We start from the raw sequence: 25700 nt of genomic DNA, 5'->3' as shown, positions 1-25700 counted from the left end.
GGTTTTAAAGCTGTCTATTCACCTGTTTGATACTCCATGGAGTCCTTTCCTGCTCCAACCTTTCCAAAAAGTGCAAACATCACGCGCTCACACTTTCCCTGGACATCACTTGCCTCTTTAGCCGCATCCCACCCAGCGTAAGCAGGGCTAGGACGCCTGTGAGAAAGTAGACGCTGCCCTGGATATTGAGCAACAGCACGGGACCAAGGCGATCACCAAGCCAGCCAGCCAGGATGATACCGACAAGCAGCATCAGCGCGCTCACGGCCTGGATCGCGCCAAAGACGCGCCCGCGCAGGCGATCCTCAACAAGTATCTGGAACAGCGTTTGTTTGCTCACCTGCGCGCCAGCGTTCGGAATGCCCACTAGAACAAAAAGCACCCCGACCAGCAACACACCTCCCTTCACAAACAGTGGCAGATCGATAATCAGCAGATCAATCAGGCCAAAGAGACAGGTACACACGCTGAACAAACGCGCCGGAGTGACACGTTTGCCAAACTGCCCCATCACCAGACCACCCAGCAGGCTGCCAATTGCCTGGACCGCAAGCAATATTCCGTAGACTGCTGATCCTCCGTTCAGCACCAGCTTCACAAAGATCACCAGCATAATGCTAAAGACTCCCTCACCCAGGCTTTGCGCCGCCAGCATCACAAACAGTACGAGCAAGGGTGGCTGACGCAAGATCAACTGTATACCGTCCAGCCATTCAACGCCCAGCGTGCGCCAGTTCGGCAACCTTGATGCCGTCTTCTCGATGGCAGGCTGCTCAGCCGTGCTCTCTGCGTGAGCTTGCTTCGGCAGTTTCATCAGCGAGAGCATAACCACGACAAAGAGAAAAGAAACGAGATCCAGCCAGATGGTGGTGTGTAGGCCAAACAGGCCGAAGAGAATACCACCCAGCGCGCCACCAGCCAGGCGCGAGACGCTTGAACCCACAGAGTTCAGCGAATTTGCCGTCACCAGCTGCTCCTCGCTGACCAGGTGGGGAATCAGCGCGCTTTCCGCTGGCATGATAAATTGTGAGGCGACTGCTTCAAAGAAGAGCACCGGATAGAGTATCCAGAGTGAGCTTTTATCGTGCATGAGCAGCAAGGGTAGCAGGCCAAGAGCCATCAGCAGGTTGCCGATCAGCATGGTGCGACGGCGGTCCCAGCGGTCCACAAAGACGCCCGCCACCGAGCCCAGGAGAATATTTGGTCCAAAAGAGATAAGAAAGAGAATACTGGTGGCCAGGGCTGATCCGGTGAGCAGATAGACATAGACTGGCAGGCCAACCTGGAGCAGCCAATCTCCGGTTTGTGAGATCAGGCCGCCCAGCCAGAGCAGAACAAAATTGCGTTGACGTAGAGTCGCAAGCATGATAAAACCTCTTCCTTAAGTCGTCAAAAAAAACAACAAGGACCAGGGGCCTGGAGTGATAGGCCCCTCGATGAAGTGCAAAATGTGGGAAATATCTTTGCCTAACAGGTTGTTTCGTGGATACCGAGAATCTTCAGCGTATCCCGTTGGTAGACCACATCGAGCCGAGCGGAATCGCCTGCGCTCTGGAAACCACTGAGCAGCGCGGGCTGGCCTGCATAGTCGATTTCGCGCTCAGGCAGCCAGGACACACGAGCATACTGGCGCCAGAACTGCTGTGCCTCTGGTAAATCAATGGTCAGGTGAGGCAGTAGATTAATATCTTCAAACTCGCAGGCGTTACAGTGGATAAAGACTCCATGATAACCGTTGTCACCGTATTGGTAATCGAATGCATGCAGCATATCCAGGGAAGTCAGAATGCGCGTCTCGCAGAGATGCCCACACATCAAACATCGGGCCTTTCCAGAGTTAATCGCCGACCAGTAGAACGCACTCAAAGCAACTAACTGGCGATTGAGAATAGATCTGGGACTATGCAATCCCTCCCAGATTTGAGTGTGTGGGTGCCCGGCAATGTGCCAGCAACCAGGACAGGTAAAGCCAGCACGCCTGGTAGCAGGCTCATAATATTTGATGAGCCTGCACTTATTACACATGGGACACCAGATGCGCGTCTCCTGTTCAATCGGCTCCTCACCGGCGCGTTGGGGATCAACCAGGCCATAGGCTGCGGCCTCAGCATGCAACTCCGTTTCCATCACGCGGCGCAGAGCCAGTTTGCCGCGATAGAGTCGCTGCACAAGCGCGTCCTCGCTCAATCTAAGGCGCTCAGCTATTTCAGCATGTGGGGATTCGTGGATGTACCGTTCGATCAACACCGCGCGAGTCGTGGGCGGGAGCAGAGCCAGGGCACGATCGAGCAGGCGCGCGAGTTCACTACGCTCCAACTCGACCTCCAGGTTATACTCATCCGAAGGAAGCTCATCAAGATCCAGGTTCGACTCTCCTTCGTTCGCGGCAGAGAGCGTATACTGCGTCAGATGAGCGAGATCGCGCCCGTAGCTGCGCGCCCAGCGCAAGCAGACATTGCGCGCAATCGCCGAAAGCCATTTCGCCCGGTTCGTTGCGTTGGTGAGATCTTCCTCAAAAAGCTTGTGACGATTACGCCACGCCTCCAGCAGCGTCTCCTGTGCCAGATCTTCGGCCGTGCCAGGATTGCCGGTCAGGCGTGCGCAGAGCCGCACCAGGCGTGCGCGTTCCTCTGCCAAAAGCGCCTTAAAAGAGCTATCAGGTGATTGCGAAATGATGTCAGGTTTTTCTTGCGCTACCATAGTGTCCCTTCTTTTCTCCTCAACAATATAGCATTTTCTTCTCAGAGAAAGGCTGCTACATATGGCTTATCGCATCCCTGCACAAAAACCTGACACGTTTTTTGCGAAATTTTTTGAATTCTGGAGGAGCCGAGTAATCTCCTCCTGTGTGGGCACATCGGGACTTCCTTCCACTGCCCATGGTCCTTCATGATTGCCTAAAGCGTCGGTCAAGAAATGAAAAGGATGAGATTGACAGAAAAAGCTAGAGCCACTTGTAGCCATGATTTTGTCAATGGATTGTTTTTGTGAGGGGAATCAAGTATGCTCTTAGCATCTTCATGAATCGGAGGCACTCTTTTACTATGCCTTTTGGAACTTGGTGGCGAGGAACTCCCTTACCCGACCTTTCGCCTCTGCGAACATTCTCTGCTCGCATCTCGACGGATACTCAATTGATCACACGTCTTGCGAATCTCTCGAAGCCTGAAATCGACGATCGCTTTCAGACTGGGAAGCATCTCTATATTGCATTCATACGTGAGGTGCCGGTTGCCTATGGATGGGTGGCGACGCGAGAAGTCAACTTCCCTCATTTTCAGTTTTCTTTTACGATTCCTTCGAGAAATTGCTATCTGTGGGATTTTCTGACCCTTCCTGAATGGCGTGGTCGTAGCATCTATCCTCATTTGCTCCAAACGATCATCCGCCAGGAACCTCTGGTCGATCGCTTCTGGATCGGGTATGAGCCTGGTAATGAAGCGTCAGCGAGCGGTATCCGCAAAGCGGGCTTTCAAGTGGTGACTGACTTTGTCATCGCCGAAGGCCGTATATCTGGGCTTACTCTTTTCGACTCAAGTGAGTGCGCCCAGGCGAGTGGCGACTTCTTCAATCTCCCCATTGTGGCTCGTACAGGCCCGTGAGTAGAGATGGACCTGAATAGCTAGCCAAGAAAAACGTCCCTGAAAGGTGGGAAAAAGATGCAACCATCATCCTGGCAACCACCAATAGAGCTCTCAGAGCAAGAAGAGCAGATTGTGAAAAGGATTCGGAAGGCAAAATTGTTTGTCTTTTTACGCCAGCACCGGCATGAGCTGCTCGATGAAGCGTTCCAGGAAGAGTTGGCGGGTCTGTATCGGAAAGCAGAGCGAGGGCAACCGCCAGTGTCCCCAGCGATACTGGCGCTAGCGCTCATCCTGGAGGCGTATACGGGTGTTTCCGATGATGAGGTTATTGAGGCGACAATGATGGATCGGCGCTGGCAACTGGCCCTGGATTGCCTGGATACTGAGCAAGCGCCGTTCAGCAAAGGGACGCTGGTGGCCTTTCGTCAGCGGCTGATCGAGGCGCACATGGATCGACGGCTTATCGAACGAACCATAGAGATTGCCAGCCAAAGCCAAGCGTTTGGATCGCGGGCCTTACGCGCGGCGTTGGATAGCAGCCCGCTGTGGGGAGCAGGACGGGTTGAAGATACATGTAATCTGGTGGGACACGCGCTCAAAAAGGTCATGCGCGTGGTGGCAGGCCAGCAGGGGAGGGAGCTGGCTGAAGTGGCATCTGAAGCGGGGGCTGAGTTGGTTTGTGGGAGCAGCTTGAAAGCGGCGTTGGATCGCGATTGGGATCAACAGGTTCAGAAAGACGAGGCGCTGATATTGGTCTTGCAGGTCTTGCGCACAGTCGATGCCTGGGTCCAGCGATTGAACGATCAAGAGGACAAAGCTGTGGCAGAACCGATTCTGGCGATTGCCAAACAGGTTGAGGAGCAAGATGTGCAGATGAGCGAAGAGGGAAAGGTGAGCCTCGTCAAGGGGGTGGCTAAGGATCGGCGCATCAGTGTGAAAGACTCCGAGATGCGCCACGGACGCAAAAGTCGCAGTGTCCGGGTGGACGGATACAAGCGGCATGTACTGCACGACTTGGACACGGGTCTCATCCGCGCGGTAGGCATTACCCCTGCCAATGTCCCGGAAGCGAGTGTGACCGAAGCAATCAGTGCAGATCTGGATTGGCAACAGGTGGCATTGAAAGAACTGCATATCGATCGGGCCTATTTGAGCAGCCGCCTGGTTCGCGAGCGCAGCGATGAGTTGGAGGTCTATTGCAAAGCCTGGCCGGTTCGCGAAGGGAAACGCTTTTCCAAGCAGGCGTTTGTCCTGGATTGGGAACGGCAGATCATCCGCTGTCCATCTGAACAAGAAATGCTCTTTGTGCCCGGTGGTATCGTTCGTTTTCCCAAAGCCACCTGTGCCCAGTGTCCTTTGAAAGCCCAATGCACGACCAGTGCGAAAGGACGCAGCGTCAGTATCCATCCCGACGAAGCCTTACTCATCGAGTTGCGTCAACGTCAGCAGACCCCGCAAGGACGAGCCCAACTTCGTGAACGGACGGCGGTTGAGCATACACTGGCCCATATTGGCCGGTGGCAAGGACGACAGGCGCGCTATCGTGGCGTGCGCAAGAATCTCTTCGATCTGCGCCGCTGTGCGGTCGTCCACAATTTGCATATCCTGGCTCGTTCTCAGCAGAACGTTGCTGAGCTTCAGGATGCGGCTTGATTACTCGACCGGCTCTCTAAGCCAAATCCATGGTCCGTGCGATGCGGAAGATTCTCCCCGTGCCCTTCCTGGCGTAAAAGGCTATGGTCACCGCATCAATCTCAGCGCAGCGAGCACTACGGCTCAGCTAAAAAGTGCAAAGATAGAGAAAGACATCGTGCGGTTCGATCTGGTGGTAGGAAAGTAATGCAGCTCCCGCCGCCAGGTCACGCTCACATTCCAGGCTACGAACACGTTTCAATGACCAGTCACCATAAAGTGCGAGATCTTCAAAATCGATGCGATTAATCGGCGCGAGACCACCAGCACGATGGACCAGTTCGGCAGCGAAGGCGCGTGAGTGCCCTGATCCAAAGGTGTGAATGACGCCTCCATATTCAATGCATTCGGCACAGACCTGCGCCGCTTGCTGAATGGCTTCGGTCTGTGTTGTGAGAAGTTCTTCCTACATGTGGAGGAGTTGTAGCCAGCACGCTTGTAGCGAAACAGGTTGATCGTGATGTTCGTTCATATTTTTCCTTCAATACTGCCATTCTCATGGTCTCGATAGCTCAGCGAATAGCGCACATACCAGCGAACACAGAGCGAAATGATCTCAGACTGGAAGTGACGCCACTTGAAGGGATTTTGACTTTGGATACGCATAAAGGAGACCTCTTTCGCTTTTTCCCTCCACTCTAGCAGGTCAGCTTCCTTTTTTGCAACACAACCGTTGAAGATGCCACCAGTTGAGGTGGCGGCGGCTAAGTGCCCCTGGCTGTCGATGGCAACCGCGCCGACCGTGCCATGCTTCTCTCCTTCCTGGAGCTTGCCCTCGTCGAGCGCCTTACGTGCCGCTTTCCAGCGTTCGTGCTGGTCCTCGGTGAGCAGGTCTTTTAGCTCACACAGAGAGAGGTTGTGTTGCAAGAAATTTCAAGAAGACAAGATGAGGTTATGGAGCAACTCTCCTTGTTCAGTTTAAGCAACCACTCCGAACAATTTGGTAACCAATGCCACCTGCCCTCTCACATCCCCTTTTGCCACGCCTCGCAGTTGTCCTTTGCGTAGCATGTTCATCACCTCGTACCCCTGTAATGTTCGTCGGGCTGTCTCGAAGGAGAAAAAGCCCATGCCTAGCTTCGTCAACCGTTTGAGGAAGCGGTGATCCTGCTCGACAAGATTGTTGAGGTATTTGACTTGCCGTAATGCGCAGTTTTCAGGGAGGTATCCCTCCGCTTTGAGTTCTGCAAACGCTTTGGGATAGGCTGCGTTTTTGTCCACATTGATGACTCGTGGCGTGCTCGTATGAGACGCTGCGAGGGTTTTGAGCAAGAACTGTCTGGCGGCTTGTGCGTCCCTTGTCGGACTGAAGAAGAAATCGAGGGTTTGGCCCTGAGAATCAACGGCCCGGTACAAGTACACCCACTCTTTTTTGACCTTGATGTAAGTCTCGTCAACGCGCCAGGAGTCGGTTGTGGGCTTCACATGAGGACGGCAACGCCGTTCAAGCGAAGGCGCATACCGCTGGACCCAGCGGTAAATCGTGGTGTGATCGACGTGCAAACCACGCTCCAGCATCATTTCTTCGAGATCGCGGTAGCTGAGCGAATACCGCAAATACCACCTGACGCACAAGAGAATAATGTCGGATTGAAAATGACGCCATTTGAACGGGTGCTGCTCTGCCATGATGCGTTCCTTTTCCACTTTTCTCCCGACTTTAACAGATCAGTTACTTTCTTGCAACACAACCAAAAATACACCAAACGCGAATATGGGGCAAGAGATCGCATCCGTACCACTTTCCTGGGATGCGTACGGCAAGCCATATACGAATACCAACGAGGCCTGGGAGATGTTGTTGCAAGCCTCCAAACATGCGCGGTATCTGGGGTTGGTGGATCCGGCAGCGATCATTGACCGGAAGAACCCGCAGACGCAGGTGTACGCCGCGCCGATCAATACTGAGCGTGCAGAGGCGAGCTACAAGGATGGCCTCCTGACCCTGCTCCTATCGAAGGCGGAGGATGCTCGCACCCGCACGATCAAAGTCAACGTTGCCAACAACGGAGCAGGAATTTTGTTTGAACAGTGATGTTTGGTAGAGATGTCGTGTACGAGAAAAGCGCTCAGAGTCGACCATGTAGCTCTGAACGCTTTTTCTTTTTTAGTAAGACGACAGCAATTTCCTCTCTTGCCCTCCTTCTCAGGAGCGTTCGCACTACATGGGTGCAAAGGATTTGCGCCCAAAGGGAAGTGATCGTCGTTAGAAGCCGCGTTTCTCGTGCGTGGCCAGAAGAAAATAGACGAGCGCGAGCAGCAAGGGGAACAAGCTGAGGATGAACACGGCCGCGCGTGTTGATGCGGGCCAGTCCAGAACCACATCGATGCTGATGAGGACCACGGTGATCCCGAGAAAGACCAGGCCTAGTATCTTGTAGAGCGTGGGATGACGATGGACTATTTTCTTCTCCTCTTCGTAAAAGCTTTCCAATGTTTCCATCCTTCACAGATAGTTTACACAACGTGTACGTAGGGGAAGAGCATCCAATGGAGCGTGAGGCAAGGCTCTAGCATAGATGTGTTCGGGAATGAGCGATGAAGCCGCTTGCTTCAGGGGGAGAGCGTGCGATGGGTGGACCTGACAGTGTGTTGCGCCTGAGCTACGAGAGGACCGGGCCGAGCGCGCGGTGTCAGGGGGGTCTGCCTGACACCCATCCCTAACCCGTCCCCGACACATCCTCAACACGTTCCTACTGCCCGCTCCAGCCTGCTTGAACGCCACTTCATGCCTGCTAACGCCTTGTAACGCCTGCTGAAATGCCCTCAAACGCCTGGTGATGCCTTGTGATGCCGTCTAAAATGCCTGGTAATGCCTTGGAATGCCTTGTGATGCCTGCCGAAATGCCGCCTACGGTACAGCGATTCACGGTGGTGGACAATTTGGACTTCTCTCCCATTCGCTTGACAGGATGGGAGACTCGCCTTATGCTGCTTCTCAAGGAACTCTCCCTGCTCCCCATTTTAAGTAGCGAGGATCGTTATATCCGTTCATGTGTACATATTCCTGGTCGTGGTCGGCCTCTTCCTCTCGTTGGGGCTGCTGTGGCGTCTTTGCTGGTTCCCTCTTAGGCCGTCCTCCTCACATGGAGAGGCTAAGCACACGAAGCTCCACCATCTGCTCAAGCCCCGCTGCCCAGACGATTGCCCCGCCTGCCGTCTCGCCTCCCCTGCCTCGTCGGGTGCAGGGCCAGCGCCTGCTCCGGTGCGTCTCTGGTCTGAGGTGAAAAGCCGGCGGGGAGCACCCAAGCGGGTGAACACCAAGGGCTTCGCTTGTCCCAATCAGCAGTGCGAGTATTGCGGGATTACCGATGCTCACATTCACGCGCTGGTCGGGGATGGCAAGCATGGGCATGCCGAGCGGATCCAGACGTTCCGGTGCCAGGCTTGCCGCACCACGTTCACTGCCAGGTGCAACACTGCCCTGTACCGTCTGAAAACACCATCTCACCAGATCGCCATGGTACTGTCTGCCCTGGCCGAAGGACTGGATCTTTCCGCCGCCGAGCGGGTCTTCGGTTACCGTCAGGCCACCATCACGAGGTGGCTCACTCGCGCAGGCAGGCACGCTGAGCTCTTCCATGAGCGCTGCTTCCGCAACCTGCACATCCCGCATCTGCAGTTGGACGAAATTCGAACGAGGCTCCGCCGTGCTACACAGGTGCTCTGGCTGTGGCTGGCCATCGATCCTTGCACCAAGATTCTGCCTGTGCTGGAGCTCGGTCCTCGAACGTAACACATGGCCCATCGGCTCATCCACTCCTTGAGGCAGATCCTGGCTCCCGACTGTCTCCCGCTTTTTACCAGTGATGGACTCAATCTCTACTTCTATGCGCTGACGGCTCATTTTGGACGGTGGCTTGAGGTGGGTCGGCGAGGACGCAACGTGCGCCGGTGGCAGGTGGAACCAAGCCTGATCTATGGCCAGGCGAAAAAAAGCTACCGGCGACGCAAGCTGGTCCGGGTCACGCACGTGATGCGTCTTGGAACAGAGGACGCTCTCGCCGTCGCTTTACAGGGATTGGGCTTCTCTGGACGACTGAATACAGCTTTCATTGAGCGGGTGAATTTGACCGTCCGACACGGGGTGGCAGCTCTGGCTCGCCGTACCTGGGCCACCGCCCAGCAGTCTCCACACCTGTTAGCTCATCTGGAGTGGTGGCGAGCGTATTATCACTTTGTGCGTCCCCATGCATCGCTGCGGGTGGCCCTTGTTCAGCCCCGCGAGCGAGGTGGCAAACGTCTGGCACAAGGCTATCGGCAACGGACTCCAGCGATGGCGGCAGGGAGAACGAACCGACGATGGACAGCGGGGGAAGTCCTCTGTCCTCCCTTGCCGCCGGTATCATGCTCAACATATTGAGGGCCCTTGAAGCGAGTAGGAGCTCCGCGAAATGGCAGAGGCGGCTCAGTGAAGCTGAGAGCAGATAGGGGTCGGAAACGAGTGGATGAAGCAGCCGATCAGACAGGCCAAATGAAGCAACAACCAGCCCGACATGCGGTCGCAGGGAGTAGTCAAATTATCCACCATGTCCAATGGAAGCACCGCTTTGAATGTGGTTCGATGCATGGCATGGTTCGACGGTCATCCTCGTGCTCAGACTCATCGTTCGGCTTTTACAATAGAAACTTTTGGCTAGCAGAGTGCGTATCTGAATTGAACATCGTTGTGGGAATATGAAAAAAAACTATAATTTTCTTACGAGGTTTTTTTTGTTCCGCTATCGATACGGTTGCTTAACTCAAAAAGTGGGGAGAGATATCCAAAAAGCAATCTTTTTCCCTTCTATTGACCTGAGCATGAGGATCTAAAGTGAAGCACGATGCGAGCCGATGAACGGAGGTATGAGCAAGAAAGAACCCCTTCCCAAAGATTGGCGCGAAGGTCGACGACTGCGTGCCTGGCAACTGTATCAGCAAGGCTGGAAACAGAAAGACATCGCCGAGGCCTTGGGAGTCACTGAAGGTGCGGTGAGTCAATGGATGAGTCGAGCGAAGCAAGATGGTCCTGATGGGCTGCGCCACCAGCCACCACCAGGTCCCCAACCTAAACTGACTGAGGAACAACGCGCCCAGTTGCCTGACCTGCTGGCCAAAGGATCCGAGCACTATGGATTTCGCGGTGAGGCCTGGACCACGGCTCGGGTGGCAGTGCTGATCAAGCAGCAATTTGGTGTCAGGTATCATCCAGCCCATTGTAGCCGCCTCCTTCGCGCAGCCAAGCAGAGTGTGCAAAAACCGATTGAACTGGCCACCCAAAGGAATGAAGAGGCCATCAAGGCATGGAAAGAAGAGCGCTGGCCTGCCCTCAAAAAAAAGCAGAGCAAGAAAAGCGGCAGATCGTTTTTGTAGACGAGGCGGGCTTTTATCTCTTGCCGATGGCGGTGCGCACGTATGCTCCTGTGGGCCAAACGCCGGTCCTGCGCGTGCCGCTGACGTATGACCACATCTCGGCTATTGGTGCGCTGACTCCCGAGGGGCGTCTCTTTATGCAGACCCAAGAACGCTCTTACAAGGGACCAGATGTGGTGGGGTTTCTGCGACTGCTGTTGCGCGAGATCCCAGGCAAGTTGCTCGTCATCTGGGACGGTTCCACCATCCATCGCTGCCAGGCCGTCAAAGATTTCCTGGCGCAAGGCGCTGCTGCACGCATTCACCTGGAACGTTTGCCTGCCTATGCACCCGAGTTCAATCCCCAGGAAGGAGTCTGGAATCTGCTTAAACGTCGTGAACTCAAGAATCGCTGTTGCAAGGATCTGTCTGAGCTTGAGCATGAACTGCTGCTCGCCCGTGCAAGGCTCAGGCATCGCAAGCAGGCTCTGCGTCACTGTTTTGCTCATGCCGGCTACTCTCTTTAGGTTTTTATGCTCAGATCAATAAGTGGGAAGATTGAGCTGAGCAGAAACATGCTCTTCTGCTCAGAAGAGAGAGGCAATCCCTATGAAATCGAATGAAGCAATAGTATCTTTTACCTTGGAGAAAACAGAAAGTCTAACGGAGTAGACATAAGTTATACACACATGCGTCATTTAATGACTAGTGAGGAGGGAATGATGGAAACCATGCCGCCCCTGCCACCGTTTACACAAGAAACCGCAATACAGAAAGTACGTATGGCCGAGGATGCCTGGAATACGCGCGATCCTGACCGGGTTGTGCTGGCATATACGGAGGATACAAGTTGGCGCAACCGAGCTGAATTCCCCGTTGGGCGCGAAGAGGCTCGCCAATTTCTGCAACGCAAGTGGTCAAAGGAACTGGACTATCGTTTGATCAAGGAATTGTGGGCGTATTCCGGTAATCGCATTGCAGTGCGCTTTGCCTACGAATGGCATGATGATTCCAACCAATGGTTCCGTAGCGACGGTAATGAAAATTGGGAATTCAATGAGCAAGGCTTGATGATGCGCCGCTATGCAAGCATTAACGATAGGCCGATTAAAGAATCGGATCGCAAGTTTTTCTGGATGCTCGGTCGGCGTCCAGATGACCATCCAGGATTGAGTGAATTGGGACTGTAAGAAATTGAGTGTCCTCGTGCTCTGTTCCTCATTGGTGCTACGTTAAAAAGAGAGGAGGCAAATTACTATGATGCGTAGCACTGGGCCGGAAAAGGTGGCTGGTCGGGCCCGGACTCCTCTTTAGCACCGAAAAAACGAGCAGAGGGAATGGCTGATGGAACCGGCCCCAGTCATCTCAACATGCATGCGTGCGAGCCTCAACTGGGGGGTGCGCTGCACGCATGCATCGCTGCCACCCCTGGCTCTTTTCCTCATTCCACACGCCGCGTCTCGCGTGTCTTCCCAAATGATCACGCATCGCTTTCGCGCATTGAAACCCCCTTTCTCCACTAAGCCCTTTACCCGCGTCAATCATCATTTCCTGCTAACCACGTCCCAGTCCGTTTTTCCTGTTGTAGACCAACGCTTGCCCTTCACCTCAGTCTGCATTTTGCGTGGCTCGTGCGGAGGGAACCGGAGGACGCCCTTGACCGGGGAGAGCGAACGTGTTCTTCCACAAAGAGGACATTCCACCGATGAGACGGAACTGGCGGTAAATCGTTTGAGATCGATGGGAAGCACCGTTCGAGAAAACGGGCATTTGGGAGAGGTGCTCGTTTGCACCGGTTCTTTCGCCTGCTCAAGCTGTTGGGACGGATCGCGTTGCTCGTTTTCCGGGACGGTTTGCCGGTCGGGTTCTTTCCCATTCACACCTGGCTCTTCCGCTTTGTTCTGATCCTGTGCAAGAGTGGTAGGACCAGCTCCATCAATGAGCTTGAGCGTATCATGGCGCAGCACCAGCAACTCTGCGGCGGACTTGAGCCGCGAGGTGGCTACATCGGTTTCCCCGTCCAGATACTACCATTCCAGGGCGGTCACGACCAGCTTCATCAGGTTGTCCATCGTGACGCGGCGTGAGCGGGTCGGGTCGAGGACTGGATGGGTGAGCCAAGCGTAGATCGAACTGGTCCATTGGCGCAAGTTGAGGGTATTGTCAACTTAAAAAATTTCGTTGATGAGCTTTCACCACGTCGATGCCACATCAACCAGAATTCTCGAGCAACCAAGGCAAGAAAAAGGGCGCAATCCCCACTTTGAGGCCTGTTTCTCTTCTATAAGCTCTACAATTTCAATTAAGTTGACAATACCGAGTCAAGCGGGTCGCATAATCGCACAAATCTCCCCACTTTTCGTTGCCCTTCCATGTTTTTCTCCTTATAACTCATCAGTATCTTTCGTTTGTACGAATAAGTTGACAATATCTCCAAGATTCGGCTGACGTTGACACACTCGAAGTGATTCGAGGAATCCCCCGTGCTTTAGCCGGGGGAGGATGTCAACTCCAATAGTAGGACGAGACAAAGCGTTGCACTATCTGGCTTTCTCTCAACCCCACATTCCGCAGTGAAATTCTCGTTTGACTTTTCAAGCGGCTTCAGGAAGCAGAGGTAAAGAGCATCTCTGCAATATAACTTGGCTCGTAGCCTGAATGCAAAACATTGGGTGCGGAATGTGGGCTCAACTTATCTTTGTCTACGTTCTTCATATTGCCGGCGTAAATCGAGCCCGACAAGCGATTGGATCACCTCTTCATAGGTGTGCTGGGTTCCGGGAATGCATGCATAGACGCCATATTCCAGCTGTGCTTGTTGCAAACGCTGTACTTCTTGACGATCGCTTTCAACAGACCCAGTAGTTTGAGAATAGCCATATCGTAGTTCCATGTCTTTGATCTTCCCCTGCCTTGTTCTTCAACGGCCCAATTGCTCGTTTCGCATCTCTTGCCCTCTCAATGGTTCTTCTCAGCCTCAAGAACCATTGTCCTTAGGATGCAAGAAGCTCCGCGATTAATTGCAGGAGCATCTCTAAGTCAAAGGGCTTCTGGAGCGTTATGAGATGATCCAGGGCGTCGTTTTCTTGTGGCAAATCGGCACTCATGAGGAGAATGGGTCGCTGATCGCCCTCTTCTCTACGCTGCAGCTGGTCGGCGAGTTCCAGCCCATTCATCCCAGGGAGATGGTAGTCGAGCAGAAACAACTCAGGCGTGATTGTGAGAAGCATCTTCAGCGCCATCTCACCGCTTGGGGCAAGATGTCCTTGATAGGTCGTCTCCTCCTGGAGTGCTTCCAGCAGGAGATTGCCAAGGATGGGATCATCTTCGACAATGAGAATACGCTTGACAGCAAGAACATCATTCCATGCCTGTTGTTGGAACATATCCATATGCGCTCCTTATGTTCTTTTCAGGGGAAGCGTCACCTGAAAAGTTGATCCTTTTCCCATTTCGCTCTCCATCGTGATGGATCCTCCATGGTATTTCACAATCTCCGCGACAATATACAAGCCCATTCCGAGGCCTGGAAAGGCGCGCTGATGTGGAGCAACCGCCCGATAGAAGCGCTCAAAGATTTTCTCGTGCTGCTCTTGTGGAATGCCGATACCCTGATCATGCACGCTGAGCGTCACGGCCTCTTCGGATGCCTTGATATCCACCTCTATCGTGTTGGCTCCTGGGGAATATTTGATCGCGTTGCTGATCAGGTTCAGCACCATTTGCTCGAGCCGGTCCTTATCCCCGACCAGAAGAGGGGGGACGCGGCACGATGCACGACGATGGTATGGGTCGTCTGCATCTGTTGCACGATCTCAACGACCTCCTGGAGCACGTCGTCCAGATTCACCGTTTCCTGGGCATACTCCAGGGTGCCAGCCTGAATTTTGGAGAGGTCGAGCAACTCACCGACCAATCGGGTAACCATGTTGAGTTGTGCCTCCATCCGGGAAAGAACGGTATCCGCGTTGTAGATGCCTTGCTTTCCCAGTTGCTTTCGTAATAGTTGCGTTTGCAGCTTCAAGGACGTGAGCGGGGTCTTGAGTTCATGGCTGACCATCCCTAGAAAGTGATCTTTGCGCTGCTCCAGCTCCTTGCGGGCTGAGTTGTCCAGCACAAAGCCGATGCCCTGGAGCACCTCCCCATGAAAGGCCACTCCTCCCATGAGCACGTCCAGGCGGCTCCCATCCTTACACACGAGTTCGGCTTCAAAGGGCGTGGTATCTTGCTGCACGACCAGTTCCTGGTGCACTTGCTGGAACAGCGAGGGCTTCGAGGTTGGCAGGGTGAAACTGCCCCAGTTGATACACCGCCGGCACAGCTCGTCTCGGTTATAGCCCGTCATCCTCAGGAAGGTGTTGTTCCCTTCCACCACCACGTCGCCTTCGGCGAAAAAGATCCCGATCACGCTAGAATTCATGAGATGGTTCACGCGTTCCTGGCTTTGACGCAAGGCGTCCTCGGTTTGTTTCTGCCTCTGGATATCGGTGCAGGTACCAAACCATTGGACGACCTGCCTCTCCTCGTTCCGCAGAGGCACACCCCGTGCTAAAAACCAGCGATAGGCGCCCGGCTGTCTCTCCCTGAGACGATATTCAAACTCATAGGGTTCCCCTGTCTCCAATCCCTGGCGCTGAAGAGCCAGGACCCGTTCTCGATCCTCAGGATGTACAAACTGAAGCGAGGCCGCTTCATCAGACGTGATATCCGTTCGGAGGGCTGTGTGCCACATGCCCTGGATGCACTGCCGGTCAGTGGGAGGCAGGTGCTGGAGCCATTCATCCTCTGTGCATTGCTCGGACATCATATGGGCATAGTCGTGCGAGCGTCGATTACAGTAGGCGATGGAACCATCAGGCCGCCTGATCCAGACAAATTGGGGCACGGTATCGAGCACAGTACGAAGTTCCTCTTCCACGTGCTTGTACTGGGTAATATCGAATCCCGTACAGATCAGATACTCAACCTGCTGATTCGCCGCACATTGGGGCGTCAGCGTCACGGCAAGGTCGAGATACCTTCCTGGGTGTGGGTCTATGCGGGCTTCAAAGCGTACCGTCACTCCCTGTCTGGCCTGTTCGATCGCCGCACCTAATTGCCTTTGGGCATGTGGGACAGACGACCACCAGGAAACAGCGGTGAGCGGTTTGCCAATCACCTCCTCGAGCTGGACCTGCGCGTCCGTCAAGGGACGCTGACTGATCTCCAGGATCAGTCCCTCCGGTGTCAACATCGCGACCCGCTCAGCACTGTGCTCCAGGAGATCCCGATACCGCTGTTCACTTTGGCGAAGGGCGTCCTGGCACTGCGTTGGTTCCGTGTTTTCCTGGAACACGACCGCGAGGCCCACTTCGGTGGGCGAGATCTGTGCATGGAACCAGGTCTGGGTCACCGGGGAACGATAGTCCACGTCGGTCAGTTTCCGCGTCTGTCTGGCCTTGAGCACCGCCTGGTAGAGCGCTGTGCTCACCAGGTGAGGAGCGAGGCACCAGAAGCTGTTTCCAACAAGCGCCTCTTGTGTGGTGCCGAGCATGGTCTGCGCGCTGGCATTGGCATACACAATCGTGGTGGCGTCATCGACGACAAACAACGCATCAGGAAGCGTCTCAAGCGTGCTGAGGAGCGTGTCACGCGATGTGAGCATGCTTGACTCGCTGCTTTGTGGATTGAACATCATACTGTCTCTCTCCCTTTCACGTCTCCCCATCCCTGGTGGCAACGATGTTTTCCCGCTTTGAACCGCAAGAAATAGCATGCAATGGAGATGATCCCTCTTCTGTCACATCGATTGGAACAAGCGATGAAAAAGTGTGTGTATGCAATACGTGCTTTTCCCGGAGAGGCCAGGAGCAATGAGCATCTGCCCCGGGCCCTTTCAGGGGCGGCTTTTAGGGCTATCCGTTGCAGCGCGTATGTACAACGGAAAACGGTATTGTCAACGTACGTTTTTCTCTTGATGAGCTTTTACCACTGAACCTTCATGTGAGGTCTTTCAGAGGGCTTTCTTCCGAGAAGATTTTGGGCCGGTGCGCACTTCTCTCCAGAATTTCTGGCGATAAACGCAACGTGGGCTGCTCGTTCAGGCTGAACCTTCTTTCTCAGTGGAGATCACCTCTCTTGATGAAACTCTATCAGAAGATTGGCTTGTTCAAAATAGCCATTATGGAATATACTGAGGCAGCCATTATTTGTTCTGAGAACAGAGGAGACGGCTTATGCCAAAGCCAACACCACATATCCCATTGCCCAGCATCCAATTGGATGCGAGCGCCAACCTGCCTCTGTGCCGCCAACTCTATGAACAGCTTGGCCGAGCCATTCGCACCGGGTACCTGGCTCCTGGGGCACGGTTGCCCTCAACACGTGCTTTCGCCCGCGAGTTGGGGGTCTCGCGCACAACCGTTGAAGAGGCGTATCAGGATCTCTTTGCCCAGGGGTATATTGAGGGACAGGTGGGAGCAGGCACCTATGTCACGAAGCACCTTTCTGAGAGCCTCTTCCACAAGACGACCATGCCTGCAGCAGTGACGAGGTCTTCTGAGCCAGTAAGTCGATACGCAAGCGTATCGCAGCGTGGCTCTGCGCTCTCATTGCCGCCTGGCTTTGGCAGAGGCAATGAGAGCATCCCTTTTTGTCTCGGACTCCCTGCGCTTGAGAGCTTTCCGCAGCAGGAGTGGGCACGGACAGTCGCGCGAGTGGCACGTCAACTTTCCCCCTCACAGCTCGGCTATCAAGATGTGGCGGGCTATCGCCCATTGCGCGAGGAGATTGCAACCTATCTCACCGTTTCGCGGGGCGTGCGCTGCACAGCGGATCAGGTGATTGTGGTCGCAGGCGCGCAGGCGGGATTGTTCCTGGCAGCGCGCCTGCTCCTGAACCCAGGAGATGCCGCCTGGATAGAAGATCCCGGCTATCCCTATGCGAAAGCGGCGCTTGAGGACGTGGGAGCCATCATCGTGCCGGTTCCCATTGATAAGGAAGGGATAGATGTGGTGAGCGGGAGAGCGAGGCACCCAGAAGCCCGGCTCGTCTATGTGACTCCTTCACATCAATTCCCTCTTGGCGTGACCATGAGCCTTGCCCGACGCTATGAACTGTTGCACTGGGCCCAAGCTGCCGGAGCCTGGATCATTGAGGACGACTACGATAGCGAGTATCGCTACCTTGGTCGTCCTATTCCGGCGCTGCAAGGGCTTGAAGGTGCAGAACAGGTGCTCTATCTGGGAACCTTTAGCAAAGTCCTTTTCCCCGCATTACGTCTAGGATATTTGGTCGTTCCTCCCTCGCTGATCGATACCTTTGTCACTGCCCTGTGCACAGCAAATATCTTTCAGCCGACGCTTGAACAGGCAGCGGTAGCGACCTATATGAGGGAGGGAGATTTCGCCCGCCATATCCGCCGCATGCGTTCGTTGTATGCGAAACGGGGGAATCTCTTGCGGGATTGCGCCGGGCGCTCTCTTGGAGAGGTGCTCACCATCGAGCAGCCCGCCGCCGGATTGCATCTGGTCGGCTGGCTCAGAGAAGGCACCGATGATCGCGACATGGCGCGCAAAGCAGAGAGACAACGCATTATCGTTTCTCCCCTCTCGGCGTATCGTATGGAGCCCACGGGTCGTAGCGGCGTTTTGCTCGGCTATGCCTCCTGGACCGAACGCGAGATTGAGGAAGGCGTGCAACACCTTGCGCGAGCATGGAACACTAGGCAGGAAGAGAGAAAGAGAGGTCCGCGTGTAAATTTGATAATTGAATGATGGAGATTCGGCTCATGCGCACTTTGTGTGGGAAGCTCAAAGGTGATAAAATAGGAGAGATTTTCTCGCTGTTTTCTTCTCCTCCATGAAAGTACGAATGAATTCTCTGACAAGCCTATTGTTCCCTTCTTGCCCCGATGTGGTCATCGAAGACGTGACCCTTGAGGGCAACATGCTCATCTTTTCTCTGCACTCAACCAGGAGAGCTGTTCCATGCCCTGTGTGCGCCTCTCCATCAACACGGCTGCATGGTTCCTACGTTCGCAAGCCTGCGGATCTTCCTTGCCTGGAATACACCGTCCGGTTGCATCTGCGTGTCCGTCGGTTCTTGTGCCAGAAGCGTGAATGTCAACGCCAAACGTTTGCTCTCGCCATATCCTGAGCTGGTCGAGGCTCACGCACGGCGAACCATCCGCCAAACGAAGCTGCTGCGTGCGTTGGCTTTTGCCTTAGGTGGCAAGCCTGCATCCCGCGTGGCTGAATCCTTTGCGTGTTCGGCGAGCCGTGATACCTTGTTACGCTTGCTCCGTCGTTCCCCTTTCCCTGTTGCCCCGGTGCCTCGGGTTCTTGGTCTGGATGACTGGGCCTGGCGCAAGGGACGCCACTATGGAACCATTCTCTGTGATCTGGAGCGGCATACCCCCATTGACCTTCTTCCCGATCGTGAAGCTGATACCGTGGTTGCTTGGCTCAAGGCCCATCCTGGGGTGAAGATCATCAGCCGAGATCGGTCGACCGAGTATGCTGATGCCGCCCGTCGAGGTGCTCCTCAGGCGCTTCAGGTGGCAGACCGCTTTCATCTGATCCGCGAACCTGGGTGATGACCTCGAAGCTCTCCTCAAGCGCTACCGCGATTGTTTTCACTTCAGAGATGAAGAGGAAACTTCACCGTTGCTCGTCCAAGTCCAAGACGATCTTCCATTGCCTCAAGACATCCGTCCTGTTCCGACGAAGCAAGCAGAAAAGGTCCGTCTGGCTCACCGAGAGGAACGACGCCAGCGCTATGAGCAGGCCGTTGCTCTCAAGACGCAAAGGCTCACGATCGGAGAGATTGCCTCTCGTGTGCGCGTGAGTCGAAGCACCACCGAGCGATTTCTTGCCGCTGCGTCTTTCCCTGAAAAGAAACGCAGAAGAAAAGAAAAAACGCGCGTTAGATGCGTATCGCGCTTATCTGGTTGAGCGCTGGCGGCGGGTTGTCAGAATGCTGCCCACCTGCATCAGGAGATCAGTGAACAGGGTTATCAAGGTTCCTATGCATCAGTTTCTGCCTACATCAGATGCTTACGCAAAGGGGTCAGTTTGCCAGAAACTCCGCTCCCTCCCTCTGTTCGGCAGCTTTCGCCCAAGCAAGTCCACTTTTTGTTTTTGCGCCAGCCGACAGACTTGAAGCGAGAAGAGCGAGAAGATCTTGAAGAGATCCTTCGCCGGAATCCTGACCTGGCTTCCCTCTATCAGCTCGTGCAACAGTTTCGAGAACTGATGCACGGTCGTCAAGGCGATCAACTCCATGACTGGACACAACGGGCATTAAAGAGTCCTTTTCCTGAACTTCACAGTTTTGTTGCTGGGTTGCGTAAAGATTGGGATGCCGTGAAAGCCGCCTTTACGGTAGAGTGGAGTAATGGAATGGTTGAGGCACAGGTAAATCGACTTAAGCTGATCAAGAGGCAAATGTATGGACGTGCGAACTTTGACTTGCTCCGTCTACGGGTGCTCCATCGCGACGAACCTGCCCACACAAAGTGCGCATGAGCCGATTTGCCACTATCGAATCTGAACATTTGCAGTTTACTCTTCAAAGAGGAGTGTCATCTGACCTATGTATTCTCGAATAGGCCTGATATAATGGCGAAAAATAGGCTATAGAGACAAGGAGGCTCACACATGGCAAGGTTTGTAGCCCTCTTCAGGGGTGTCAACGTAGGCGGGACGCAGGTACGCATGGACGAACTCAAGGCCCTGCACGAGGACCTGGACCTCACGGATGTCATCACCTATATACGTAGCGGCAACGTCGTCTTCACAGGGTATTGTCAACTTGGGAATGTAGCTGAACAATGTGCTAGAATAACTGCATGAAAATAACCCTCACTGCTCCAAGCTACAAAGGCTTTCGCTTCCCACCAGAAATCATCAGCCACGCCGTGTGGCTGTATTTCCGCTTCTCGCTCAGTTTTCGCGATGTTGAAGAGCTTCTGGCGCAGCGCGGAATCGTCGTGACGTATGAAACAGTGCGCCAGTGGGGTAGTGTTGCAAAAAATTAAAACTCAGCAAATTGAAGTACACACGAACATATCTCGCTGGGAAAAGATGCAGAACATGCACTTTTTCTCCGTGGAAATAATTCTTGTGCCGTAAGTACCCGATCCATTTTCTCAGCTCAAAATTTTTTGCAACACTACCGGCAGAACTGCCCGGTCAGATGTTACTTTTTGTAAGTAATGATCTTTATGTAAGGGATGTACCGCCGTATTCTCCCTTTGTCAAGTAACTAATTTCTTGTAACGTTACAGAAGAAGAGCCCATTCATCCTCTCATTTCTTTCCGACCAGGCCGAACCTTTTTTCATCGGTAGCTTCCTCTTTGGGATATTCCTTCAACAAATCTGCGAATCTGATGGAATCCATTGCTTTGCCCATTGGTGAATTGCCTCAATCACAGGCTCGAGATTGTGCCCTTTGTCAGTCAGGTGATATTCAACGCGTACGGGAATGTCAGGATACACAACGCGTTCCACAATACCTTCCCCTTCTAGTTCACGCATGCGATCACTCAGCATACGGTCGGAGAGACCTTCCACCGCCATTGTGATTTCGCCAAAGCGCTTTGGACCGTGCAGAAGCGTAGCGAGAATCAAACCTGTCCAGCGTTTTCCCAATAATTGAACTGCATATTTATAGCGCGGGCATATACAATGATTTGTTGCGTTTCCTTCTGCTGGCTTCATAGCTGCCCTCATTCTGTACGGATAGGTAGGGACTTACGTCCTTTCCCCCCGTCCAAACGCAGCAGGCGAGTTTCCCCGCACTGCGCTTTCCAGTACTCGACATGACCTATTCGGCCCTTGCGTATGAGGTGGTGGATTTGGGTTGCCCCCGTGAAGCGCACCAGTTTGAGCACAGCACAACCTGTTGCATGGCATCCCCCACTCTGCTGGAGAACATGATGCCACTACTCCAACCGTCATCTGCTTTCCTCACTGCATCCATTCTTCCTCTCGTCAAGCGTCTTTCCCTGGCGGACCTTCACCATGTCCTCGCCATTACAGCGTGGCGTTCGGTTACTATGCCGCCTCCGCCCTCTCTGCCGCACGCTAGCATTCTCGCGTCTCTGTCGAGTAAAGCGGTTTGAGAGTTCCCCCATTCCAAGTAAAGAAGTTCTAGTGACCCTTAGCTCGCCTCCTATACGCCGGGCGGACTTCGGAGCAATTCCAGCCATAATTTACACATAGCCGGACAGCCGCCATCCCATTTTGGGTCGGGTGTGTCAGCCATTTCACCCGTCTTATCTAACGACGCTTCAGACGAAGGTTTCTCTCGTCGGCATAGGTCACAGGGTTCGGTCTTGGGTCCTTTCGGCTAGGATCACAAGCTCCTTTGTCAGCGGGCTTCACACCTAAAGCCTTGCTGAGGCTTTACGCATGCCGCTCAACCCTTATGCCATTACTCAAGCATATCTCTTTTGAGAAACTCCTTTACCCGTGAAAGGGCGCACGTAAATGTGATAATTGGATGTTGTAATTTCTTTCCCTTTGTGTGTCGGTATTGTCAACTTACTTACAATTGTAGAGCTTATGGAAGAGAAACAGACCTCAAAGTGGGGATTGTGCCCTGTTTCTTGCCCTTGTTTGTTCGAGAGTTCTGGCTGATATGGCATCGAAGTGGTGAAAGCTCATCAACAAAAAAATTTAAGTTGACAATACCGTGCCGTGCTATTAGACTCATGAGTGCGCCAGTATACACGGCGGCAGTCATGAGCCTGAGCCCACTCTGTAACAGCCGCAATCAATGCGCGGGCGGATGCCCTTACCACGTGCTTCCGGGGCGGTGAAGAGGTCCTGAAGATAGCAAACATCCGGCCCCGACGTATTGGGATGGATGAAGAAGTGTGTGATGCCGACAAGTCTGCCATCCAGCCTCGCCCCGAAGGCGTGCAGACGCGTATCCTCCTGAAACTCACACCACGCTCGTTCGTACATCTCGGGCGGCACAACCCGCTGGTAAAAGTCGATATATGCGCGGAACAAGTCTTCCCAGACAGCCCTGTCGGAGGGCTCTAGCTTACCGATACTGATCATAGAGTGCTCTCCTTAGTTTTATGATGATACAATTCCTGCCTGGCGCGCTTTCTTCTCCTGCGCAAGCATCCAAATATGCTCTCTTCAGGCAGTCTGGAAGCTCTGTATGTGCTCAGAAATGAACGCGGCTGCCGTACAAGGCTTGTGGCCTGTGACCTCTTCTTCCAGCGCATTCCCAGGCTGATCTCTCCAGCAGAACCTACAACATGACCCGCGAAGCGCCGTAGGTGCTGAGAAGTCTTGAGCCAAAGGGGAGCTTCATAGATACGCTACGTACCAGCATGGGGCTCCGAAGTGCTTTACCTGGCAAAATTATAGAATGATAATGGTCTTCCTACAAGGGCCATTTTATATGGAAAGTACGGAGCCATTTTGCTCTGCCAGGTTTTGGAACTGGTCTCTCTATGGCGAGCGTGCCCTTGGCCGGAGAGGTGCGTTCATCCCCCATCTGTTGCTTCTGTTTATGCCTTTCTCACGCGGAAACGAAGGTTGGTCAGTTGCTCTGCTTGTGAGACGGCTATCGTCTCTAAGGCAACCTGTTCGCCCGCCTTTCGGGCAAAGAAGCGGACACCATCATCGAGCAAGATGGGCGCTACATGCACGAGGATCTCGTCAATCAGCCCTGCCTCGAGACACTGACGGGCAAGGCTGGCACCGATGATCAGCAGATTCTTCCCCTCTGTGGCTCGCAAGCCTGTCGCAACGGTTGTGTTGCAAAAGTAAAATCCATCAGATAAGATGGAATCAAAAAGATGAGAAGAGAAGCATAATGACCCCGCAAGCCCCGTTCAAATGGCGCCATTTTGAAGCTGAGATTATTTTGCTCTGTGTCCGTTGGTATTTGCGGTACGCACTCAGCTATCGCGATATGGAAGAAATCATGCAAGAGCGGGGGTTACGCGTCGATCATACCACCGTCTATCGGTGGATTCAACGATATGCTCCCGAGTTGGAGAAACGGTGCCGACCACATCTCAAAGAAACAACTGACTCGTGGCGCGTTGACGAAACGTATGTCAAGGTCAAAGGAGCATGGATGTATCTCTATCGCGCAGTGGATTCCCACGGGAACACGCTGGAGTTCCATCTCAGCGCCACCCGCGATACACTGGCTGCAAAACGTTTTTTCTCGAAAGTGCTTGGAGCTTCCCATACGGTGGCTCCGCGTGTCATTACAGTTGATAAAAATGCGGCATATCCCAAAGCCCTCAACGAGTTGAAAGCCATAGGGGTTCTGGCTGCTTCGTGTGAACTGCGGCAGCGCAAATATCTCAACAACCTGATTGAACAAGACCATCGCTTCATCAAACGGCTGACCAAACCAGGGATGGGCTTCTTTTCTTTTGAAACGGCCCAAAGAACGTTGCAGGGATATGAAATCATCAATATGCTCAGAAAAGGCCAAGTGCAAGGAATAGGCAAAGATGAAGCTCGAAACCAAGCAGTGTTCATCGCTGAATTGTTTGGTGTAGCTATCTAAACCTGGCAAGAAAGCAGGGTATTTGGAGTCATGTTTCCCCTTCTGGTATTTTTGCAACACAGCCCAACTGATCGCAGAACTGCTTGCACCATAAGGAGAACTGGAGCAGAAGAAGTATGTATATCCTGGCAAAGCAAGCCAGAGAGAAGTTTTGGCTAAATTCGTCCTCCTTTTTGTATCATTTGCCCCTGGTCGAGCACAAAGACAACGTATATACTATGTTCATACCTTTCAAACAAGAACAGCTCGAGCCAGATAGGTAGCGCTCTGTTACAGCTCAATTGAAAAAGGTGCCCGGGGGTGCAAAGGTGCGCCAGCCCCTCGGCATCCAACTTCCCTGCCGCCGCAGCCGGTATACATCTCTTTCAGATAAAACGAAACGGAACAGTAGGTAGCTTGAAGTTAAGAGAGAGAGGTTGGGATGAGGGATCTTCACCATCAAGGTCTCACCCTGTTTGGCAAACAGAGTGAAGCACGCAACGTAGTGTTTGTCGTCCTCCCGCAAGTCCATTTGCTGGATCTGTCCGGTCCGGCACAGGTTTTTGATACTGCTCGCTGTATGGGCGCCCCCTACACCTTGCGTTATAGCTCGTCTCAGACCCAGCAGATAAGTGCGCAGGGAATAGTCCTGGCTGAGCTCTCGCCCCTGGCTCCTGTCGCAGTAGATGACCTGATCCTTCTAGCAGGGGTGGACTGGGACTTCGCCTCCCACGAGAAACCACTCCTCGATCAGGAGACGCGCGATTGGTTGTCTTCAGCCGCAAAAGCTGGAGCCCATATTGCCTCTGTTTGTACTGGTGCGTTTGCACTTGCAGAGGCAGGGTTGCTTGATGGAAGACGCTGTACGACGCACTGGTCCCAGACCAGTGTACTCCAGGCTCGCTTTCCAAAAGCCAAAGTACTTGAAAATGTGCTGTTTGTCCACGATGGAAGGCTCACCACTAGCGCGGGCATCGCTTCTGGTATTGATATGGCGCTGGGGTTGGTACAGCAAGATCAAGGGCCGATGTTTGCGGCCCAGGTAGCGCGTCACCTGGTCGTGTATCTGAGGCGCAATGGATCTCAGCCGCAGAGCAGTATCTCCCTTGAGTATCGCACGCACCTGCATTCGGGGGTGCACCAGGCACAGGATTACCTGATCAACCATATCGCAGAGCACGTGACGCTGGATGAACTGGCAAACGTTGCAGGCATCAGCACGCGGGGATTAAATCGAGCCTTTAAGGAGGCCACTGGCCTGACCCCCATTCAGTACCACCAGCGTTTGAGGATTGAGCTTGCTGCCACCTTGTTATCTAACCCGGCGCTTCGTGTCGAGGAGGTCGCATTGCAATGTGGCTTTGAGGATGTAAGGCATTTTCGTCGCTTGTGGCAAAGGCAATTTGGTGCCCCCCCTCTGCAGCGCGGGCATCGCTTCGCATTTCATAGAAGCGTTGAACGGTGACTATACAGCAAGCTAGCATTTGCTTGATATGTTCAGATAAAGGACCTGTTGAAAGGGCCATTTTCAGGTAGACGAAAGGGGCCATTTAAGAAAGATTTTGATTCATACAGGGGCTTTA

General features: G+C 53.6%; 26 protein-coding genes and 5 pseudogenes. 16 read left to right on the top strand and 15 right to left on the bottom strand.

Features of this window, described 5'->3' with window-relative positions; translation table 11 throughout:
• Positions 1-79: 79 nt before the first annotated feature.
• Entirely contained in the window at positions 80-1366 is a 1287-nt protein-coding gene (locus KTE_RS38240; protein WP_201391227.1) for an MFS transporter, read from the bottom strand.
• Between the two features lie 101 nt (positions 1367-1467).
• Positions 1468-2700, bottom strand: a complete 1233-nt coding sequence (locus tag KTE_RS38235; protein WP_201391225.1) for an RNA polymerase sigma factor — start codon at positions 2698-2700, stop codon at positions 1468-1470.
• Between the two features lie 344 nt (positions 2701-3044).
• Between KTE_RS38235 and KTE_RS38230 the strand changes: the two genes are divergently transcribed.
• A complete protein-coding gene (locus tag KTE_RS38230; RefSeq protein WP_201391223.1) occupies positions 3045-3602 on the top strand; it encodes a GNAT family N-acetyltransferase in 558 nt (185 codons plus the stop codon).
• Positions 3603-3659: 57 nt separating this feature from the next.
• Complete coding sequence (locus KTE_RS38225; RefSeq protein WP_201391221.1) at positions 3660-5237, top strand: IS1182 family transposase; 1578 nt, start codon at positions 3660-3662, stop codon at positions 5235-5237.
• A 127-nt stretch (positions 5238-5364) separates the two neighbouring features.
• On the opposite strand, the pseudogene KTE_RS50170 reads toward KTE_RS38225, so the two are convergent.
• From KTE_RS50170 to KTE_RS38205, 4 genes and pseudogenes are all read right to left on the bottom strand, one after another.
• Positions 5365-5667: pseudogene (locus KTE_RS50170) on the bottom strand (SIS domain-containing protein); the annotation flags it as partial.
• 110 nt (positions 5668-5777) lie between these two features.
• Positions 5778-5882 (bottom strand): annotated as a pseudogene (locus tag KTE_RS38215) (IS6 family transposase); the annotation flags it as partial.
• A 78-nt stretch (positions 5883-5960) separates the two neighbouring features.
• A pseudogene (locus tag KTE_RS38210) lies at positions 5961-6143 on the bottom strand (isoaspartyl peptidase/L-asparaginase); the annotation flags it as partial.
• Positions 6144-6194: 51 nt separating this feature from the next.
• Positions 6195-6905: an IS6 family transposase gene (locus KTE_RS38205; protein WP_201391219.1), complete on the bottom strand. Its 711-nt coding sequence runs from the start codon at positions 6903-6905 to the stop codon at positions 6195-6197.
• Here KTE_RS38205 and KTE_RS38200 point away from each other — a divergent pair.
• Entirely contained in the window at positions 6904-7311 is a 408-nt protein-coding gene (locus KTE_RS38200) for an Hsp20/alpha crystallin family protein (RefSeq protein WP_201391217.1), read from the top strand. The genes KTE_RS38205 and KTE_RS38200 overlap by 2 nt on opposite strands.
• A gap of 171 nt (positions 7312-7482) precedes the next feature.
• On the opposite strand, the gene KTE_RS38195 is transcribed toward KTE_RS38200, so the two are convergent.
• Together KTE_RS38195 and KTE_RS38190 are read right to left on the bottom strand one after the other, a co-directional pair.
• Positions 7483-7710 carry a hypothetical protein gene (locus KTE_RS38195; protein ID WP_201391215.1) on the bottom strand — a complete coding sequence of 76 codons (228 nt, stop codon included), beginning with the start codon at positions 7708-7710 and terminating at the stop codon, positions 7483-7485.
• Positions 7711-8358: 648 nt separating this feature from the next.
• Complete coding sequence (locus tag KTE_RS38190; RefSeq protein WP_201391214.1) at positions 8359-9024, bottom strand: hypothetical protein; 666 nt, start codon at positions 9022-9024, stop codon at positions 8359-8361.
• Between KTE_RS38190 and KTE_RS38185 the strand changes: the two genes are divergently transcribed.
• The 5 genes from KTE_RS38185 (at position 9016) to KTE_RS38170 (ending at position 12694) form a co-directional block, all read left to right on the top strand.
• Positions 9016-9639, top strand: a complete 624-nt coding sequence (locus KTE_RS38185; protein WP_201391212.1) for an integrase core domain-containing protein — start codon at positions 9016-9018, stop codon at positions 9637-9639. The genes KTE_RS38190 and KTE_RS38185 overlap by 9 nt on opposite strands.
• Positions 9640-10121: 482 nt before the next feature.
• Positions 10122-10628 (top strand): IS630 family transposase, encoded by a 507-nt coding sequence (locus KTE_RS48320; RefSeq protein ID WP_236600299.1) that lies wholly within the window; start codon positions 10122-10124, stop codon positions 10626-10628.
• Positions 10559-11134 carry an IS630 family transposase gene (locus KTE_RS48315; RefSeq protein ID WP_236600298.1) on the top strand — a complete coding sequence of 192 codons (576 nt, stop codon included), beginning with the start codon at positions 10559-10561 and terminating at the stop codon, positions 11132-11134. Before KTE_RS48320 ends, KTE_RS48315 begins: the two co-directional genes overlap by 70 nt.
• Before the next feature lie 195 nt (positions 11135-11329).
• The gene (locus tag KTE_RS38175) at positions 11330-11797 is read left to right on the top strand and encodes a DUF1348 family protein (RefSeq protein WP_374226882.1); all 468 of its coding nucleotides are present in this window, start codon (positions 11330-11332) and stop codon (positions 11795-11797) included.
• A 597-nt stretch (positions 11798-12394) separates the two neighbouring features.
• On the top strand, positions 12395-12694 hold the full coding sequence (locus KTE_RS38170) for a hypothetical protein (RefSeq protein WP_201391208.1): 300 nt from the start codon (positions 12395-12397) through the stop codon (positions 12692-12694).
• 605 nt (positions 12695-13299) lie between these two features.
• Here KTE_RS38170 and KTE_RS38165 read toward each other — a convergent pair.
• From KTE_RS38165 to KTE_RS38155, 4 genes are all read right to left on the bottom strand, one after another.
• Positions 13300-13500: a hypothetical protein gene (locus tag KTE_RS38165; RefSeq protein WP_201391206.1), complete on the bottom strand. Its 201-nt coding sequence runs from the start codon at positions 13498-13500 to the stop codon at positions 13300-13302.
• Between the two features lie 100 nt (positions 13501-13600).
• Complete coding sequence (locus KTE_RS38160; RefSeq protein WP_201391204.1) at positions 13601-13999, bottom strand: response regulator; 399 nt, start codon at positions 13997-13999, stop codon at positions 13601-13603.
• A 9-nt stretch (positions 14000-14008) separates the two neighbouring features.
• Positions 14009-14329, bottom strand: coding sequence for a sensor histidine kinase (locus tag KTE_RS50165; protein WP_374226867.1), 321 nt, complete (start codon positions 14327-14329; stop codon positions 14009-14011).
• Positions 14320-16284: a PAS domain S-box protein gene (locus tag KTE_RS38155; protein ID WP_374226866.1), complete on the bottom strand. Its 1965-nt coding sequence runs from the start codon at positions 16282-16284 to the stop codon at positions 14320-14322. The genes KTE_RS50165 and KTE_RS38155 overlap by 10 nt, the downstream gene beginning before the upstream one ends.
• A gap of 538 nt (positions 16285-16822) precedes the next feature.
• On the opposite strand from KTE_RS38155, the gene KTE_RS38150 reads away from it, so the two are divergent.
• The 6 genes and pseudogenes from KTE_RS38150 to KTE_RS38125 form a co-directional block, all read left to right on the top strand.
• Entirely contained in the window at positions 16823-18361 is a 1539-nt protein-coding gene (locus KTE_RS38150) for a PLP-dependent aminotransferase family protein (RefSeq protein WP_201391202.1), read from the top strand.
• A gap of 85 nt (positions 18362-18446) precedes the next feature.
• Positions 18447-18743 carry a transposase family protein gene (locus tag KTE_RS50160; protein ID WP_374226865.1) on the top strand — a complete coding sequence of 99 codons (297 nt, stop codon included), beginning with the start codon at positions 18447-18449 and terminating at the stop codon, positions 18741-18743.
• Entirely contained in the window at positions 18703-19182 is a 480-nt protein-coding gene (locus KTE_RS38140; protein WP_201391198.1) for a transposase, read from the top strand. Before KTE_RS50160 ends, KTE_RS38140 begins: the two co-directional genes overlap by 41 nt.
• A 478-nt stretch (positions 19183-19660) precedes the next feature.
• A complete protein-coding gene (locus KTE_RS38135) occupies positions 19661-20113 on the top strand; it encodes a transposase (protein WP_201391196.1) in 453 nt (150 codons plus the stop codon).
• A gap of 132 nt (positions 20114-20245) precedes the next feature.
• Positions 20246-20440 (top strand): DUF1697 domain-containing protein, encoded by a 195-nt coding sequence (locus KTE_RS38130; RefSeq protein WP_201391194.1) that lies wholly within the window; start codon positions 20246-20248, stop codon positions 20438-20440.
• A pseudogene (locus KTE_RS38125) lies at positions 20437-20604 on the top strand (IS6 family transposase); the annotation flags it as partial. The gene KTE_RS38130 and the pseudogene KTE_RS38125, both read left to right, overlap by 4 nt.
• A 353-nt stretch (positions 20605-20957) precedes the next feature.
• On the opposite strand, the gene KTE_RS38120 reads toward KTE_RS38125, so the two are convergent.
• The 3 genes and pseudogenes from KTE_RS38120 to KTE_RS38110 form a co-directional block, all read right to left on the bottom strand.
• Complete coding sequence (locus tag KTE_RS38120) at positions 20958-21308, bottom strand: helix-turn-helix domain-containing protein (RefSeq protein ID WP_201391192.1); 351 nt, start codon at positions 21306-21308, stop codon at positions 20958-20960.
• A 947-nt stretch (positions 21309-22255) separates the two neighbouring features.
• A pseudogene (locus KTE_RS38115) lies at positions 22256-22658 on the bottom strand (GNAT family N-acetyltransferase).
• A gap of 461 nt (positions 22659-23119) precedes the next feature.
• Positions 23120-23350 carry a dihydrofolate reductase family protein gene (locus KTE_RS38110; RefSeq protein ID WP_201391188.1) on the bottom strand — a complete coding sequence of 77 codons (231 nt, stop codon included), beginning with the start codon at positions 23348-23350 and terminating at the stop codon, positions 23120-23122.
• Between the two features lie 77 nt (positions 23351-23427).
• Between KTE_RS38110 and KTE_RS38105 the strand changes: the two genes are divergently transcribed.
• Both KTE_RS38105 and KTE_RS38100 read left to right on the top strand, forming a co-directional pair.
• A complete protein-coding gene (locus KTE_RS38105; protein ID WP_201391186.1) occupies positions 23428-24138 on the top strand; it encodes an IS6 family transposase in 711 nt (236 codons plus the stop codon).
• 421 nt (positions 24139-24559) lie between these two features.
• Positions 24560-25582 (top strand): GlxA family transcriptional regulator, encoded by a 1023-nt coding sequence (locus KTE_RS38100; protein WP_201391184.1) that lies wholly within the window; start codon positions 24560-24562, stop codon positions 25580-25582.
• Positions 25583-25700 lie beyond the last annotated feature (118 nt).

Source organism: Ktedonobacter sp. SOSP1-85 (genome assembly GCF_016587415.1).
GTDB lineage: Bacteria > Chloroflexota > Ktedonobacteria > Ktedonobacterales > Ktedonobacteraceae > Ktedonobacter.
This window is presented reverse-complemented; position numbering and strand designations above follow the sequence as displayed.

What these genes read in the sequence shown, in the direction of transcription:
- KTE_RS38240 (WP_201391227.1), bottom strand. Translation starts at nt 1,366, where the DNA reads ATGCTTGCGACTCTACGTCAACGCAATTTTGTTCTGCTCTGGCTGGGC.
- KTE_RS38235 (WP_201391225.1), bottom strand. Translation starts at nt 2,700, where the DNA reads ATGGTAGCGCAAGAAAAACCTGACATCATTTCGCAATCACCTGATAGC.
- KTE_RS38230 (WP_201391223.1), top strand. Translation starts at nt 3,045, where the DNA reads ATGCCTTTTGGAACTTGGTGGCGAGGAACTCCCTTACCCGACCTTTCG.
- KTE_RS38225 (WP_201391221.1), top strand. Translation starts at nt 3,660, where the DNA reads ATGCAACCATCATCCTGGCAACCACCAATAGAGCTCTCAGAGCAAGAA.
- KTE_RS38200 (WP_201391217.1), top strand. Translation starts at nt 6,904, where the DNA reads ATGATGCGTTCCTTTTCCACTTTTCTCCCGACTTTAACAGATCAGTTA.
- KTE_RS38205 (WP_201391219.1), bottom strand. Translation starts at nt 6,905, where the DNA reads ATGGCAGAGCAGCACCCGTTCAAATGGCGTCATTTTCAATCCGACATT.
- KTE_RS38185 (WP_201391212.1), top strand. Translation starts at nt 9,016, where the DNA reads ATGGCCCATCGGCTCATCCACTCCTTGAGGCAGATCCTGGCTCCCGAC.
- KTE_RS38190 (WP_201391214.1), bottom strand. Translation starts at nt 9,024, where the DNA reads ATGGGCCATGTGTTACGTTCGAGGACCGAGCTCCAGCACAGGCAGAAT.
- KTE_RS48320 (WP_236600299.1), top strand. Translation starts at nt 10,122, where the DNA reads ATGAGCAAGAAAGAACCCCTTCCCAAAGATTGGCGCGAAGGTCGACGA.
- KTE_RS48315 (WP_236600298.1), top strand. Translation starts at nt 10,559, where the DNA reads ATGGAAAGAAGAGCGCTGGCCTGCCCTCAAAAAAAAGCAGAGCAAGAA.
- KTE_RS38175 (WP_374226882.1), top strand. Translation starts at nt 11,330, where the DNA reads ATGGAAACCATGCCGCCCCTGCCACCGTTTACACAAGAAACCGCAATA.
- KTE_RS38165 (WP_201391206.1), bottom strand. Translation starts at nt 13,500, where the DNA reads ATGGAACTACGATATGGCTATTCTCAAACTACTGGGTCTGTTGAAAGC.
- KTE_RS38160 (WP_201391204.1), bottom strand. Translation starts at nt 13,999, where the DNA reads ATGGATATGTTCCAACAACAGGCATGGAATGATGTTCTTGCTGTCAAG.
- KTE_RS50165 (WP_374226867.1), bottom strand. Translation starts at nt 14,329, where the DNA reads ATGGTGCTGAACCTGATCAGCAACGCGATCAAATATTCCCCAGGAGCC.
- KTE_RS38155 (WP_374226866.1), bottom strand. Translation starts at nt 16,284, where the DNA reads ATGATGTTCAATCCACAAAGCAGCGAGTCAAGCATGCTCACATCGCGT.
- KTE_RS38150 (WP_201391202.1), top strand. Translation starts at nt 16,823, where the DNA reads ATGCCAAAGCCAACACCACATATCCCATTGCCCAGCATCCAATTGGAT.
- KTE_RS50160 (WP_374226865.1), top strand. Translation starts at nt 18,447, where the DNA reads ATGAAAGTACGAATGAATTCTCTGACAAGCCTATTGTTCCCTTCTTGC.
- KTE_RS38130 (WP_201391194.1), top strand. Translation starts at nt 20,246, where the DNA reads ATGGCAAGGTTTGTAGCCCTCTTCAGGGGTGTCAACGTAGGCGGGACG.
- KTE_RS38120 (WP_201391192.1), bottom strand. Translation starts at nt 21,308, where the DNA reads ATGAAGCCAGCAGAAGGAAACGCAACAAATCATTGTATATGCCCGCGC.
- KTE_RS38105 (WP_201391186.1), top strand. Translation starts at nt 23,428, where the DNA reads ATGACCCCGCAAGCCCCGTTCAAATGGCGCCATTTTGAAGCTGAGATT.
- KTE_RS38100 (WP_201391184.1), top strand. Translation starts at nt 24,560, where the DNA reads ATGAGGGATCTTCACCATCAAGGTCTCACCCTGTTTGGCAAACAGAGT.